Consider the following 13155-nt stretch of genomic DNA (forward strand, 5'->3'; position numbering starts at 1 on the left):
AACTAGGCCTCGGCGGGACGGAACAGCAGGGCGGCGATCTTGCCGTCGTCGCCGAAGCCGATGATCCACTCGGTCGCCTGGTTGTCGAAGGTGACGCGGAACAGCTGGGCCTGGCCCTCGGGCCGCACGTGTTCGATGGTCCGAAGCGCGCCGAAGCTCTTGATCAGCGGCGTCACTTGATCCGCCTGCTGGCGGATTTGCGCGGCCAGGTTCTGGGTGAACGCCGAATAGTCGGGCCCCGGCCCCTGGATCGCGACGATCACGCCGCGCAGGGCGGCCTCGGCCTCGGCCACATCGGCGGGCGCGGCGGCGGCCGGGGCCTGGACGGGGCTTGCCCCGGACGCTGCGGAGCGGGCGTCGCCTGGGCCGCGGGGGCGTCGAAACTGTTGGGCACGGAGCCGGCGGCGGCCTGGGCCAGAACGGGCGCGGGCGCCAGAAGCGCGGCGGCCAGCGCCAGGGTCTTGAGGGCGGTCTTCATCGGAAAGCTCCAGGCAGTCAGGACACGAGCGGCCAGAGCGAAAGCCCCAGCGCCGCGAGCGCGGCGACGACCGCCACGGTGACGCAAGCCGTCAGCCAAGCGGGAGTTCCCGGCTTTTCCATGACCACCGTCGTCGGACGGGGCGGCTCCTGCACCAGGCGCGACAGGGCGCGGGCGGCGGCCAGGACCTCGTTCAGGGCGTCGCGCGCCTGGGCCTGGGGCCCCAGCTCGCGGCGGATCCAGCGTTCCACCACCGGCTGGGCGGCCTTCCACAGGTCGTGGTCGGGCTGAAGCCGGCGCGCCACCCCTTCGACCGACACCATCGTCTTCTGCAGCAGGATCAGTTCGGGCCGCAGCCGCATGTCGAACAGGGCGGTGATCTCGAACAGCTGGCCCAGCAGCCGGCCCATCGACACCTGGCTGGCGGCGCGGCCGATGACCGGCTCGCCCACCGCCCGCAGCGCCTGGGCGAAGGTCTCGACCGAATGATGCGGCGGCACGTATCCGGCCTCGAAATGGACGCGGGCGATCCGGTCGTAGTCGCGACTGATGAAGCCCCACAGGATTTCCGCCAGATAGCGCCGCTCGGCCGGCCCCAGCCGTCCGACGATGCCGAAGTCGATGGCCGTCAGATGCGCCGGGGCGCTGGCGAACAGATTGCCCTCGTGCAGGTCGGCGTGGAACGCCCCGTGGTCCAGCGCCTGCACCAGGAAGGCGCGCACGCGTTGTCGGCCAGCAGATCGACGTCCAGCCCCGGCAGCTCCGCCAGCGCCGGATCGGTCATCGGCGTGCCTTGCGCCCACTCCAGCGTCAGAACCCGCCGGCCCACCCCGTCCCAGATCACGGCGGGCGCGGACATGTAGCCGTCCTTGGCCATGACCTCGGCCATCTCGCTGGCGGCGGCCGCCTCCAGCCGCATGTCCAGCTCCAGGTCCAGCGAGCGGGCGATCGTCTCGACGAAGGCGGACGGCTCCAGCCGCCGGGCCAGGGGAACCAGCCGCCACACCAGCCGCGCGGCCAGACGCATGGAATCCAGCCCGTCGGCCACGCGCCGTTCGACGCCGGGGCGCAGCACCTTGACCGCCACCTTGCGCCCGTCGGCCAGCCAGGCGGGATGCGCCTGGGCCAGGGACGCCGCCGCCACCGGCTCGCCCAGGTCGGTGAACAGGGCCTCCGCCGGCCGGCCCAGCGAGCGCTCGATCTCGCGGCGCGCCTCGGCCAGCGGAAACGGCGGCAGGGCGTCCTTCAGCCGGCCCAGGTCGCGGGCGAACTGCAGGCCGAAGATGTCGGCGCGGGTGGCCAGCACCTGGCCCAGCTTGATCGCCACCGGCCCCAGGTGCTCGAACGCCTTGCCCAGCCGCTGGCCGGGTCGCCCCTCGCGGCCCGCCCGACCGGAAAACATCTGCACGAAGCGGGCGAACGGCCGCGTCCAGGCCGGCAGCAGCGGCGTGACCTCGCGCGGGACCAGGGCGTCGTGGCGCGCCAGCACCCACAGCCAGGCCAGCAGGCGCAGGAAGGCGCCGACCGGATGGCGCACCGGCTCGGCGACGGGTGCGGGCGGCGGCGTGCGATAGACGGGGCTGCTCAGATCGCCCACCCGTGATGGATGGCCGCGACCCCGCCCGACAGATTGGTCACCGACACGCGGCTGAACCCCGCGTCCTCGACCAGGGCCTTGAACGCCGCCTGGTCGGGAAAACGGCGGATGCTCTCGACCAGATACTGATAGCTGTCGCGATCCTTGGCGACCCACTGGCCGATGCGCGGGATGGCGTGGAAGGACCAGGCGTCATAGGCGCGCCGGATCGGCCCGGTCGTGGGACGCGAGAACTCCAGGCACAGGAAACGCCCGCCCGGCTTCAGCACCCGTCGCGCCTCGGCCAGGGCCTTATCGATATGGGCCACGTTGCGGATGCCGAAACTGATCGAATAGGCGTCGACCGAGGCGTCCGGCAGCGGCAGGGCCATCGCGTCGCCCACCGACCAGCTCATCTCGGGCTCGCCGCCCTTGTGGACGCCCGCCAGGATCATCTCGGCGTTGTAGTCCATCACGATGACCGAGGCGTCCGCCCCGCCGCGCCTGGCCTGCGCCGCGCGCGCCATTTTCGAATAGCGCCGGGCCATGTCGCCGGTGCCGCCCGCCACGTCCAGGATGGTCTCGCCCGGACGCGGGTTCAGCTTGGCCGCCGCCGCGTCCTTCCACAGCCGGTGCACGCCCGCGCTCATCAGGTCGTTCATCAGGTCGTAGTTGGAGGCCACGGAATCGAACACCCCGCGCACCATCTTCACCTTCTCGCGCGCGTCCACGTCGCGAAAGCCGAAGGAGGAGCTGTCGCCCGACGAATGGGGGCGGTTCGGGGCTGCGTCGGTCATGGCGTGGATGTAGCGGCTCGCACGTCCGCCGTCACGCCGCCTTTGGCGTCCGCAGGTCCAGTTCGTCCATCACCGCGCGCATCTGGCCGTAGCAGCCGCAGGCGGCCGCCTTCAGCCCGTTCCGGTCCAACACCCGCACCCAGCCGCGCCCGCGCTCGATCAGGCCCCGATCCTCCAGGCTGCCGCCCACCTCCGAGACCGTGGCGCGGCGCACGCCCAGCATTCCCGCGATGTCGGCCTGGGTCAGTTCGAAACGCGCTTCTCCGGCCCGGTCGTGAAGCGACAGCAGCCAGCGCGCCAGCCGTTCGTCCAGGGCGTGGCGGGCGTTGCAGGCCGCGACCTGCTGCACCTGGGCCATCAGCGCCTCGGTGAAGCGCGCCAGCGCCAGCCTCAGGCTTTCGCTGTCGTCCATGGCGGCCGAGAAGGCGTCGGCCGAACAGCAGGCGGCCTCGCCCGGCAGAAGCGCCACGGCCTGGCTGGCGGCCCGGGCGTTCAAGGGGCCGCAGGTCACGCCGACCACCCCCTCGCGCCCGATCACGGCCGTCTCCACCCGCTTGTCGTCGTCCAGCAGCGTCATCAGGGAGATCACGCCCGTGGTGGGGAACCACACGGCGTCCACGTCCTGCCCCTCGCGGAACAGCACCTGGCCGTGGTCGAAGGCGCGCGTCTCCAGGACCGGCGCAAGGCGCGCGCGGTCGGAGGCCGAAAGGGCGGCGAGCCAGAGATTGGTCATGCGGCGTCCTTCCTGGGTTCCATATGGCGGCGCTTGGGGATGAACGCCGAAGCTTGGCGGGGCGTTCCGGGACCTTTGCGGGGCGATGTCGTGGCGCTTGCGAGGCGTCCGCGGGCGCCCTACGCCAGGGACAAAATGAGGAAACGCGCATGACCGACGCCCGTCTTGACCTTGCCGAAGCCCTGGCCGCCCTGCCCGCCTGGCGCGCCGATGACGGTCCTCGGGAGGCGCTCGTCCGCCGGCTGGTCTTCGCCGACTTCAACGCCGCCTTCGGCTTCATGACGCGCGTGGCCCTGCTGGCCGACAAGATGGACCATCACCCGGAATGGTCGAACGTCTACAATCGCGTCGACGTGCTGCTGACCACCCATGACGCGGACGGCGTGACCCGGCGCGACGTCGAGATGGCCCGCTTCATCGACCAGGTCGCCGAAGCGATGGGAGCCGGCGCATGAGCGCGCCCCGTCCCGGCCGGGTCGCCGGCAAGACCGCCCTGATCACCGGCGCCGCGGGCGGCCTGGGCCAGGCGATGGCCTTCATGCTGGCCCGCGAGGGCGCGACCGTGGCCGTGACCGACATCGAGGGCGACCGCGCCGCCGACCTGGCCGCGCGCCTCAACGCCGCAATCCCCGGCGCCGCCTTCGCCTACGCCCACGACGTGGCGAGCGAGGCGGATTGGGAACGGGTGATCGCCGCCGCCGTCGCCGACCTGGGCGGCCTGTCGGTCCTGATCAACAACGCCGGCGTCGGCGGCCCCCTGGCCTTCGTCGAGCAGGATACGGTCGAGAACTGGCAACGCCAGTACGAGATCAACCTGCGCTCGGTCATGCTGGGCGCCAAGCACGCCATGCCGCATCTGCGCGCCGCCGCGCCCGCCTCGATCGTCAACATCTCCTCGATCGCCGGCCTGGCCGCCGCGCCGGGCATGGGCGCCTACAACGCCACCAAGGCCGGGGTGTGGATGTACACCAAGACCCTGGCGCTGGAGGCCGCCAAGGCCGACTGGAACGTGCGCTGCAACTCGGTCCACCCGGTCTTCATCAGGACGCCGATCCTGGACCCCTTCGTCGCCATGGCCGGCGGCGACGAGGCCAAGGCCCACGAGCGCCTGTCGCGCGGCATCCCGCTGAAGCGATCGGCGAACCGGACGACGTGGCCTACTGCGTCCTGTACCTGGCCTCCGACGAATCGAAGTTCGTCACCGGCGCCGAGTTCAAGATCGACGGCGGCATGACGGCGCAATAGGTCGCGCGCGACCTATTGCTTCTTTGTTGGCCTACCGCGCTTCGCGCTGCTTGAGGCTGCGACGCCTAGCTTACCGCGCTTGCGCTGCTTGAGGCCGTGAAGGCGCGCCTGTCGCTTATTCGGGATTGAGGCCGCCCGCGCCTTGCTGTAAGCGGCGTCTTCCGGCGTCACCGCCGTGCACGCACCCGTAGCTCAGCTGGATAGAGTACTGCCCTCCGAAGGCAGGGGTCAGAGGTTCGAATCCTCTCGGGTGCGCCATTCTTTCCAAAGGGTTAGGCCTTTATCTGCGAGCCCCGCCGCCGATCTGGTCATCACATGGTCACCACCGGCACCGTGCGATCAAGACGGTGCACGATTGGACACCGCTGCAAGAACCCAGTCGATCTCACACGGCAGCGGCCGGACGCTGATGAGGTCGCACTGGTGGAACAGCTCATCGAGCGCCGCTTCCTGCTCCGGCGTCAGCTTGTCGGGGATCATTCGAAGCCCTCCGGCTCGCGTCCGTCGTGCTCGGCGCCTTCGTCCTCGCATGCATCTTCAAGGTCCAGCCACTCAAGGCCGCCGGTCGGTTCAGTGCGGATCGCCACGTCCTGGTTGACGTAGCCGGTGAACGAAAGGCTGGGCTCGTTGTCCGCGCCGTCCTCAAGATCCGGGTCGCTATCAAGTTCATCGAGCGTGACGATGAGGCGATCTATCAGTTTGGCCAGGCGCTGCCTCAGGCGATGGCGAGAGGCGGCTGGATGCTCGATCAGGTGGAAGGCGGCGGCGGTCATTTCCACCGCCTCCGCACGTAGGCCGCGACTTGGCCCAGGACATGCCGCGAACAATACTCGTAATCCCAATCCCGCTCGCCGGCCGTTTCCAGCAGCCAGAGCTTCACGAGCAAATCGCGAACGCTGCCGACCGGCTCACGGATCAGACGGTGCAGGAGTTGGTCGCAGATTGCGTCTAGGGCGTCATCCGACGCGGTGCTCTGGATTATCAGCCGAGCTGAGTCAGCGAAGCAGAACAGGTCGCGAAGGTCCCCGAGCGAGGGGGTGAACTGCGGGGCGCAGCTATGCTATTGGCGTGCGAAGCCATGATCTCGATCCTCCTACGGTCGAGGTTGCGGTTAGGGCCGTGAGCGAGGTTGCACCCTTGCTCCGGCCTGCCTTTTCTCGTATCGGTTAATTATGAACGACGCAATACCTGATACGAGAAAATCTCGCGGGCGACCTCGCGTCGATGCGACCCAGATAGGTCTCCGGCTTCCTCCAGAGATGCTCGCAGCCCTCGACCGGTGGATTTCCGAGAACGATGCTACCTTGACGCGTCCCGCTGCGATTCGGGCGATCATGGAGGAGAAGCTGAATGCGTGAGGGCGCCTATAAGGGTCACGGCCGGATCACCTTCAGCGATCAGGATCACCCCGTCCGCTACATGCTCCAAGTCTATCGAAGCGGCCAACTTCTCGACAGCGATGGAGGGCTAGAGGCCGATCACTGGCACGTCTGGCGCGAGGCTTTCGATGCGCAGCGCGTGATGCTGACGCTGGACGACGGCAAGGTCGGACCTGTGATTATCACCCAATGGCGCCCAGGCGATGCGGTGGCGTCGTTCAAAGGCGCGGGGGCGTTTCAGTGATCGTTCGCGTAGTCTCAGGCAATCACTTGACCGGCCATGAGTTCATCGGGGAGTTTGAGACAGTCCACGAGCTACCGGTGAAGGGGGACACCTTCTGGTACGGGAAGCACGGACCCTACACCGTGATCGAGCGCGCCTTTGTGTACAAGAAGGACCCCGATCAGGCATCGGCCGCCGATGCGATCCTCAGCGTTGAGCTGGTATCCAAGCACCTTGATTTCGCACCGCGCAATCTTGGCTGAGGGGTCTGCGCACTTTTGCGCACACCCTCAGTTCCGCTCCTCCACGGTGAAGGCCAGGCCGACATGGCGGGCGGTGTCCATGGACCATCCCGAGCCCGCCGGCGTGGCGAAGCCCTCGATCTCCGGGGCAGCGATCAGGACCTGGTCGCCATCGGCAGGCGGGCGGCGCAGCATGGGCGCGAACCGTAGCGTGGCCTTCCCGTTCCCGTCCGCCGTGACGGGCTCGGTGGCGATGTAGTTGTAGCGCCCATCGGCCCCACCAGCGTGAACATCTGCCCGGTGACGATGGGTGTGGCGTCAGCCCTCGTCGGGCAGCATGTTCCCGCCATCCCGAGGCATTCGCCACCGGCGCGCGATTGGGCCGCATCGAATAGACCTTGCGGCAAGGCAAGGATTCCCAGAACGATGGTACCCTGAAGCCGTCCGGCAGCGATTCGGCTTCTGCTTGAAGGGTGTTTCCGTGGTGACGAACCTCAATCGATACGAGGCCGACCTCAAGTCGCTGATTAGCCGCGCCGAGAGATTAATGATCGCGATGCAGCGGTCTATCGATAGTAAAGCGGTAGATGCTCAACTAAAGAAAACCTTAGGCGAGCAAGCGGTCTCCTTCATAGGATCGTTACCAGATTTTAAGGAGGGCTACCAGTCCTGGTATTCAGAGGCTCTGGCAGTAATAAAGCAACTGCTGCCCGATAGGCTGGCAGACTTCAAAAGCCACTATGAGAAGCCGAAATCTGCTCGCAGGGAGTTGACGGCGGCCAACTATGTGATTGATGACTTCTACCAAGGCCTCCAAGTTACCCGTGGTTATGACAACGTCATAGTTAGTCCAAGCGCTGCGGTTCCAAGGTTCAGTGCCCAGATTTCCATCCTGAAAGCGTGCCAGGCGCGGTTCAAGTCTTCTCTGTTCGATATTCGACAGCTCGTTCACGCCGACATCCTCGACAGCGAGTTGGCTGGCGCCCGGGAGCTGCTGAAAAATAACTTCCTTCGACCCGCCGGTGTGGTCGCCGGGATTGTGCTGGAACGGCACCTACAAGAGGTCGTGGCGAGCCACGATGTGAAGGTGAAGACCCGCCCGACGCTGGGTGATTTTATCCAAGTGCTCAAGGACGCAGAGGTGTTGGGCACGCCCGACTGGCGCCGGCTGCAGCACCTCAACGAGCTACGGGTGAAGTGCACGCACAACAAAGGCTCGGAGCCGACCGCGGAGGACGTGGACGACCTGATTACGGGCGTCGATCGGACTATCAAGACGCTGTTCTGACCTGCGACCTGCGACCTGCGACCTGCGACTGACGACATGATCGATTGCATCGTCATGGACGGCGACGCCGACGACGCCGCCCTGTGGGAGATCGATGAGAACTTCGCCCGCGCCGAACTGACGGATGCCCAGCGCGCCGACCACCATGTGCGGCGGGAGGAAATCCTCGTCCGCAAGAACGTTGTCTCCGAGCCGGGCCGTGGCGGCAATCGCCAACTTGGCGATAGGTCGTATGCATCGCACGCCGCTGAGACCCTTGGACAGTCCAAGAGGGCTGTCGAGCGGGACATACAGCGCGGCAAGAAGATCGCCCCAGATGTCCTAGCCGAGGTCGCCGGGACCGAACTGGACAAGGGCGTGGTGCTGGACGAACTGGCCCGCACCCCAGCCGAAGAACAGCGTGCGAAGCTGGCGGAGATCAGCCTTCGAAGGCAGCCGGGCGCGATCGTCAGGTTGACGTTCTAACCACCGCCTGTTGAACTGACAGAGGGGGAGGACGACATGGTGAGCTTTGCTCTGCTGCTGATGCTGGCCGCTCAGGCCGACTGGCCCGATGCGGGAGACTGGGCGATAGATCGGTTCGAAGAGCGCTGCGTAACAAGCCTCGACTTCGAGGGCGCCGGGGCGACCGAGCTGTACGTCACCCTCGAACTCGACGGCTCCAGCACGGTGCTGATCAACAATGCGAACTGGACCACCGTTGATGATCAGCGATACCCAGATGTCGAGGTCGTTCTTGATGACCAGGCGTACACGGGCGGAGGTGCCCGAGGGTATATCAGCGAAGGCTACCGACGCGGCTTAACGATGCGAATGCCGGCCACGTTTGTCGACGACTTCGCGGCAGCGAGGAGTTTCAAGGTCTTCAATGGCGAGCAACTCGTTGACAGCCTGAGCTTGGACGGCAGCGCTGGCGCTGCCTCCGGACTCCGCCGCTGCATCACATCCGTCCGCCGGGCACACGATGCCGCAGAACGTGAGCGGCAGCGCTTGGCTCACATCCCTGAGAACCCTTTCGCAGAGGTGACGCCGCCCGAACCGACGACGTCTGAAGACGGCGTCCAATGGGCACGTCGGCCGCAGGTGACTGCCGATGACTTCCCTGCCCATGCCAGGGAGCGCGATGTGACGGGCTCGGCGACCCTTAGCTGCGAAGCTCGCGCAAACGGCTCTTCGACAAACTGCCGCGTCTTGAGCGAGAACCCCTCTGGAGTAGGATTCGGCCGGGCAGCACTAGCAGTGGTCGGCCGGGCGAGGCTCGCTCCGCAGTATGTTGACCGACTGCCGCCCGATAGCCGGTTCACCGTGACTGTTCCTTTCGAACTCGGGCGCCCGTGAAGGTGAGAAGCCGCGCGGATGATGACGGTCCCACAGTCGAGGATCTGGAGGCGTTCTACGACCGGCTCCAAGGCCCGCTCGGAGAGGTACTGCGCACCACGGGCACCGTGATTGAACGAAAGATGCGCGAGCGCGGGGTAGATTTCGGCGCCCTGACCGATCTGGAGGTCGTGGAACTGTTCAACGCGTCATTCGCAGAAGCAGCAGCGCGTACCTTGCCCCAGATTGACCCGGTCGCTCTGGAGGCGAGCCTTGGCGCTTTTTCCGCAAATGCGATCATGGCGCTGGCGACCAATGCGAACTCCACCAACACCGTGAACTGAAACGCCTCGTTTCGGCGAATCTATTTGCCGAGAGAACCTCGATCGATCAAAGTTCGGGTTGGGAAGAGGGGGCTCATGTCTACTGTAGCAGCGCTTTTGGCGGTCCTGACACAAGCTCCGGGGATTTGGTCGAGGGACCACCCGGGTACACCCAGTGCCGATCGGTCTTCGTTGGGCGCCAAGGCGAGGGCGGTATGGAGAGAGGCCTCCACTGCATGGGGCCAAACGGTCGCTTGGAGCTGCTTCGCGGAGAGGCCGCGCAGGTTCGGCGGCCTGAGCCGGCACCCGTTCCGACCGCGCTGCCCGGCAACGACCTTGCCGGAGCCGCTAGAGTGCACGTCGCCACAACCTCGCTGCCGACCCGGAGCGAGGTGGAAGCTGGTATGCAGGGGCGGCCCTATACTCAGGTGCTGGCAGAGCAGGCAGCGGCGGAGCGGGCTGCCAAGGAACGCGCGGCTTTGGCATCCGCAGCGCCATCGGCCCAGGGTGCCTCTGTTTCGCCCCCACGGCGACCCTCGTATCGGCAAACGGCGCCCCGACTGCGGCTGCAATCCGCGACCTGGGCGTCGAATATACACACGCTACAATCAGGAGTTCCGGCTCACCGGTGCTCCGGGCGAGCTCGCCATCCATCACCCGATGGTCGGCGACATTATGAAGCTTCGGCAGTCGGTGACCGACCTGAGCTGTTCGGCGCGGGCAAGGCGGACCTTCCGCTGCAGCTACACCCTTACCACGCAGATGATGCAGGCGGATCAGCCCGGGCTGTTGGGGATGTTGGGCGCGTTCACGGCGGGACTAAATCAGGCGGCCGGCCAAGACGTCCGATCCTATACCCACACCAACGACTTTACCCGAAGTGGAGCGGGGTGGGTCTCGGAGACGATGCGAAGCAGAGTCCAAGCCGCAGCGGCTGAAACCCCAGCCCGCAATTCCGGATCCTATAATCATCGTGAAGCCCAGCAGGGGATTCGTGAGAACCAGATTGACTTCAACGCGATGCGAGACATGTACGATGCCGCCCAGGGCAAGCTATGGTGAGCGAGTAGCGGTGGGCTACTGAGAGAAGCACGCGCTCCCGTTCGATCGCGGTGAGTATGGGCGGGAGACTTCAGGCGCCTTGGGATTAGTGCCACAGGCGCCGCTGACACCCGTCTTTAGTTCTGGGGAGGGACAATGCAGCGGATCGTACTGGCTGGCTTAATCGCCATGGGAGGATGCGCTTCGACGGCGTCGATGCAGTCGGCTGCAGGTTACGCGGTCGTTGAGTGCGCTGCCTTGCCAGACGGGAGGGTCAGCGGCTGCACCGTCGTGGAAGAGAGTGAGCCGGGCCAGGGGTACGGACGCATGGCTATAGAAGCTGTGGCTCGCGGACGGGTGGTGCCGAAGGATCCCGGTTCAAAAGTCGGGACGTTTCGCACAACCGTTCGGCTCGGACCGGACGGCTGAGGGGCGCATGACACGCGACGCACTGATGCTGGTGGCGCTGGGCGTCGCTGTCGTTGGTCTCTTCGGTTCTCTGGTCGCCGATACCTCTTCGACGCGTCCACCGTGGGCGGTTTCCTGCTGGTCCTGGGCGGGCTCGGCGTGTGCGGCATGATGTGGGCGCGGCCGTCTGACGAGGGCCGAGGCGTCTTTAGTTCTGGGAGGGGGAGGGATCGCGGCGTGCGCGAATCACGTCTAGTGGTTAGCTATGACCGTCATCGCTCACCCTCAGCCCGGCACAATCGTTCGCGTCGATCTCAATGAGGGTGACGTGACCCCCTGAAACTCCTCCAGGAATAGCTAGAGTCCGCCCAACGAAGGACGGACAGAATGAAGCGATCGAGGTTCACGGAAGAGCAGATCATCAGGATCCTGCGGGAGCAGGAGGCCGGTGTAGCGACGGCGGAGGTGTGCCGACGCCACGGGGTCAGCTCGGCGACCTTTTACAAATGGAAGGCCAAGTTTGGCGGGCTCGACGTGTCGGAGGCTCGGCGGCTCAAGGCGCTCGAGGATGAGAACGCCCGGCTGAAGCGGATGCTGGCGGACGCGATGCTGGACAACGTGGCCCTGAAGGACCTGCTGGGAAAAAGTGGTGACGCCCGCCGGCTATCGCGAGGCGGCTGGCCATCTGCAGGCCGCCTACGAGATGAGCGAAAGGCGGGCGTGCCGTGTTCTGGGCGTCGATCGGACGAGCGTGCGCTATCAGGCGACGCGCCCGGACGACGGCGCTCTGCGCGACCGGCTGAAGGCCCTGGCCCAGGAACGTCGACGGTTCGGCTATCGTCGCCTGCACGTGCTGCTGCGGCGCGAGGGCCATGCGGTCAACAGGAAACGGGTCCAGCGGATCTATCGCGACGAGCAACTGACGGTGCGCCGGCGCGGCGGCCGGAAGCGAGCGATGGGCACGCGGCGACCGCTGGACCTGCCGCTGGCGCCAACCAGCGCTGGTCGCTGGACTTCGTCGCAGACCAGCTGACGGACGGGCGGCGCTTCCGCATCCTGACGGTGATCGATAACTGTACGCGCGAGTGCCTGGCGCTGGTGGCCGACACCTCGCTGTCGGGCGCGCGGGTCGTGCGGGAGTTGGACGCCGTCATCCGGCAGCGAGGGCGGCCCGACACCATCGTCAGCGACAACGGCACGGAGTACACCTCGAACGCGGTCCTGGCCTGGGCCGACGACACCGGCGTCGGCTGGCACTACATCGCGCCGGGCAAGCCCCAGCAGAACGGCTTCAACGAAAGCTTCAACGGGCGGCTGCGTGACGAGCTGCTGAACGAGACGCTGTTCCGCTCGCTGCCGCACGCTCGCGCCGTGCTGGAGGCGTGGCGACGCGATTACAACGAGCAGCGTCCGCACTCGAAGCTCGGGTGGCTGACGCCGCAGGCTTATGCAGAAGCGCTCACCGGACACATCGGCCGGCCTGCTGCGCTGGTTGATGGCTGCGCAGACCGGCCTCTTGCCAACCCAGCCGATCACAGCTCAGATCAACCTAGGACTCTCGTTATGGCTGGATGAGAAACGGGGGTCACGTCAAGGGCTTCAGAGAGCCTGAGATGGTAAAGCGGCGCCCCTGCATCGTTCTGTCGCCGCAACTGCGGGATCGCAAGCAGCTCTGCACCATCGTTCCGCTGTCCACGACGCCTCCCCGCCAGATGCACGACCATCATCTGGAGATCGTTCTGGATCCGCCGCTGCCGGCCCCTTACGCATCGCCTCGCATGTGGGTGAAAGCGGACATCGTCCTGACGGTTGCGTTCCATCGACTTCGTCTGCTTTTCTCCCACAAGGAAGGCGGGCAACGAGTGTACGACGTCCGCGTTCTGGACGACGACACTTTCGGTCGTGTGCAGGCCTGCGTGAGGGCGGGGCTCGGCCTTTAAGGTTGTGGTTAGGGGTCGGGCGTATTACGTTTGGCCTGTCGCCGGTCGCACCGGCATTTAAGTCCAGCTTCGGCTGGCCACTATGTGTTGGTGATCGCAAACCGCCATGGTGTCAGGAAGGGCCTCGCTTCGGCGGGGCCCTTTTCATTTCGCAACCCGTAGACC

Annotated in this window: 17 protein-coding genes, 1 tRNA gene and 3 pseudogenes; 13 read left to right on the forward strand and 8 right to left on the reverse strand. The window is 66.3% G+C overall.

What is annotated here, in order from left to right; genetic code table 11:
* Window positions 1-2 precede the first annotated feature (2 nt).
* The 5 genes and pseudogenes from MU852_RS07765 to MU852_RS07785 form a co-directional block, all read right to left on the reverse strand.
* A complete protein-coding gene (locus MU852_RS07765) occupies window positions 3-293 on the reverse strand; it encodes a hypothetical protein (protein WP_249751699.1) in 291 nt (96 codons plus the stop codon).
* Window positions 260-478, reverse strand: coding sequence for a hypothetical protein (locus MU852_RS07770; RefSeq protein ID WP_249751700.1), 219 nt, complete (start codon window positions 476-478; stop codon window positions 260-262). The genes MU852_RS07765 and MU852_RS07770 overlap by 34 nt, the downstream gene beginning before the upstream one ends.
* A gap of 17 nt (window positions 479-495) precedes the next feature.
* Window positions 496-2075: pseudogene (ubiB, locus tag MU852_RS07775) on the reverse strand (2-polyprenylphenol 6-hydroxylase).
* Window positions 2063-2851, reverse strand: a complete 789-nt coding sequence (locus MU852_RS07780) for a class I SAM-dependent methyltransferase (RefSeq protein ID WP_249751701.1) — start codon at window positions 2849-2851, stop codon at window positions 2063-2065. The pseudogene ubiB and the gene MU852_RS07780 overlap by 13 nt, the downstream one beginning before the upstream one ends.
* Before the next feature lie 31 nt (window positions 2852-2882).
* Entirely contained in the window at window positions 2883-3584 is a 702-nt protein-coding gene (locus tag MU852_RS07785) for a Crp/Fnr family transcriptional regulator (protein ID WP_249751702.1), read from the reverse strand.
* 149 nt (window positions 3585-3733) lie between these two features.
* On the opposite strand from MU852_RS07785, the gene MU852_RS07790 reads away from it, so the two are divergent.
* From MU852_RS07790 to MU852_RS07800, 3 genes and pseudogenes are all read left to right on the forward strand, one after another.
* Window positions 3734-4039, forward strand: a complete 306-nt coding sequence (locus tag MU852_RS07790) for a 4a-hydroxytetrahydrobiopterin dehydratase (protein ID WP_249751703.1) — start codon at window positions 3734-3736, stop codon at window positions 4037-4039.
* Window positions 4040-4122: 83 nt separating this feature from the next.
* Window positions 4123-4829, forward strand: a pseudogene (locus MU852_RS07795) (SDR family oxidoreductase).
* A gap of 181 nt (window positions 4830-5010) precedes the next feature.
* Window positions 5011-5087: transfer RNA gene (locus MU852_RS07800), tRNA-Arg, on the forward strand.
* Between the two features lie 81 nt (window positions 5088-5168).
* On the opposite strand, the gene MU852_RS07805 is transcribed toward MU852_RS07800, so the two are convergent.
* A complete protein-coding gene (locus MU852_RS07805; protein WP_249751704.1) occupies window positions 5169-5309 on the reverse strand; it encodes a hypothetical protein in 141 nt (46 codons plus the stop codon).
* Complete coding sequence (locus MU852_RS07810; RefSeq protein WP_249751705.1) at window positions 5306-5602, reverse strand: hypothetical protein; 297 nt, start codon at window positions 5600-5602, stop codon at window positions 5306-5308. Before MU852_RS07810 ends, MU852_RS07805 begins: the two co-directional genes overlap by 4 nt.
* Before the next feature lie 577 nt (window positions 5603-6179).
* Between MU852_RS07810 and MU852_RS07815 the strand changes: the two genes are divergently transcribed.
* On the forward strand, window positions 6180-6452 hold the full coding sequence (locus tag MU852_RS07815) for a hypothetical protein (RefSeq protein WP_249751706.1): 273 nt from the start codon (window positions 6180-6182) through the stop codon (window positions 6450-6452).
* A gap of 26 nt (window positions 6453-6478) precedes the next feature.
* Window positions 6479-6694: a hypothetical protein gene (locus MU852_RS07820; RefSeq protein WP_249751707.1), complete on the forward strand. Its 216-nt coding sequence runs from the start codon at window positions 6479-6481 to the stop codon at window positions 6692-6694.
* Between the two features lie 27 nt (window positions 6695-6721).
* Here the strand turns inward: MU852_RS07820 and MU852_RS07825 are convergent, their stop codons facing one another.
* Complete coding sequence (locus MU852_RS07825) at window positions 6722-6868, reverse strand: hypothetical protein (protein ID WP_249751708.1); 147 nt, start codon at window positions 6866-6868, stop codon at window positions 6722-6724.
* Between the two features lie 286 nt (window positions 6869-7154).
* On the opposite strand from MU852_RS07825, the gene MU852_RS07830 reads away from it, so the two are divergent.
* The 8 genes and pseudogenes from MU852_RS07830 to MU852_RS07860 all read left to right on the forward strand — a co-directional run bounded on the left by MU852_RS07830 (window position 7155) and on the right by MU852_RS07860 (window position 12990).
* Entirely contained in the window at window positions 7155-7961 is an 807-nt protein-coding gene (locus tag MU852_RS07830) for a hypothetical protein (RefSeq protein ID WP_249751709.1), read from the forward strand.
* Between the two features lie 36 nt (window positions 7962-7997).
* Window positions 7998-8426, forward strand: a complete 429-nt coding sequence (locus MU852_RS07835) for a ParB N-terminal domain-containing protein (protein ID WP_249751710.1) — start codon at window positions 7998-8000, stop codon at window positions 8424-8426.
* A gap of 36 nt (window positions 8427-8462) precedes the next feature.
* Window positions 8463-9299, forward strand: coding sequence for a TonB family protein (locus tag MU852_RS07840; protein ID WP_249751711.1), 837 nt, complete (start codon window positions 8463-8465; stop codon window positions 9297-9299).
* Window positions 9296-9622: a hypothetical protein gene (locus MU852_RS07845; protein WP_249751712.1), complete on the forward strand. Its 327-nt coding sequence runs from the start codon at window positions 9296-9298 to the stop codon at window positions 9620-9622. The genes MU852_RS07840 and MU852_RS07845 overlap by 4 nt, the downstream gene beginning before the upstream one ends.
* Before the next feature lie 672 nt (window positions 9623-10294).
* The gene (locus MU852_RS07850; RefSeq protein WP_249751713.1) at window positions 10295-10663 is read left to right on the forward strand and encodes a hypothetical protein; all 369 of its coding nucleotides are present in this window, start codon (window positions 10295-10297) and stop codon (window positions 10661-10663) included.
* A 195-nt stretch (window positions 10664-10858) separates the two neighbouring features.
* Complete coding sequence (locus MU852_RS18200) at window positions 10859-11071, forward strand: TonB family protein (RefSeq protein WP_430641216.1); 213 nt, start codon at window positions 10859-10861, stop codon at window positions 11069-11071.
* Between the two features lie 366 nt (window positions 11072-11437).
* Window positions 11438-12625: pseudogene (locus MU852_RS07855) on the forward strand (IS3 family transposase).
* A 38-nt stretch (window positions 12626-12663) separates the two neighbouring features.
* Window positions 12664-12990: a type II toxin-antitoxin system PemK/MazF family toxin gene (locus MU852_RS07860; protein WP_249751714.1), complete on the forward strand. Its 327-nt coding sequence runs from the start codon at window positions 12664-12666 to the stop codon at window positions 12988-12990.
* Window positions 12991-13155: the final 165 nt, after the last annotated feature.

The organism is Brevundimonas albigilva (assembly GCF_023503965.1).
Classification (GTDB): Bacteria; Pseudomonadota; Alphaproteobacteria; order Caulobacterales; family Caulobacteraceae; genus Brevundimonas; species Brevundimonas albigilva.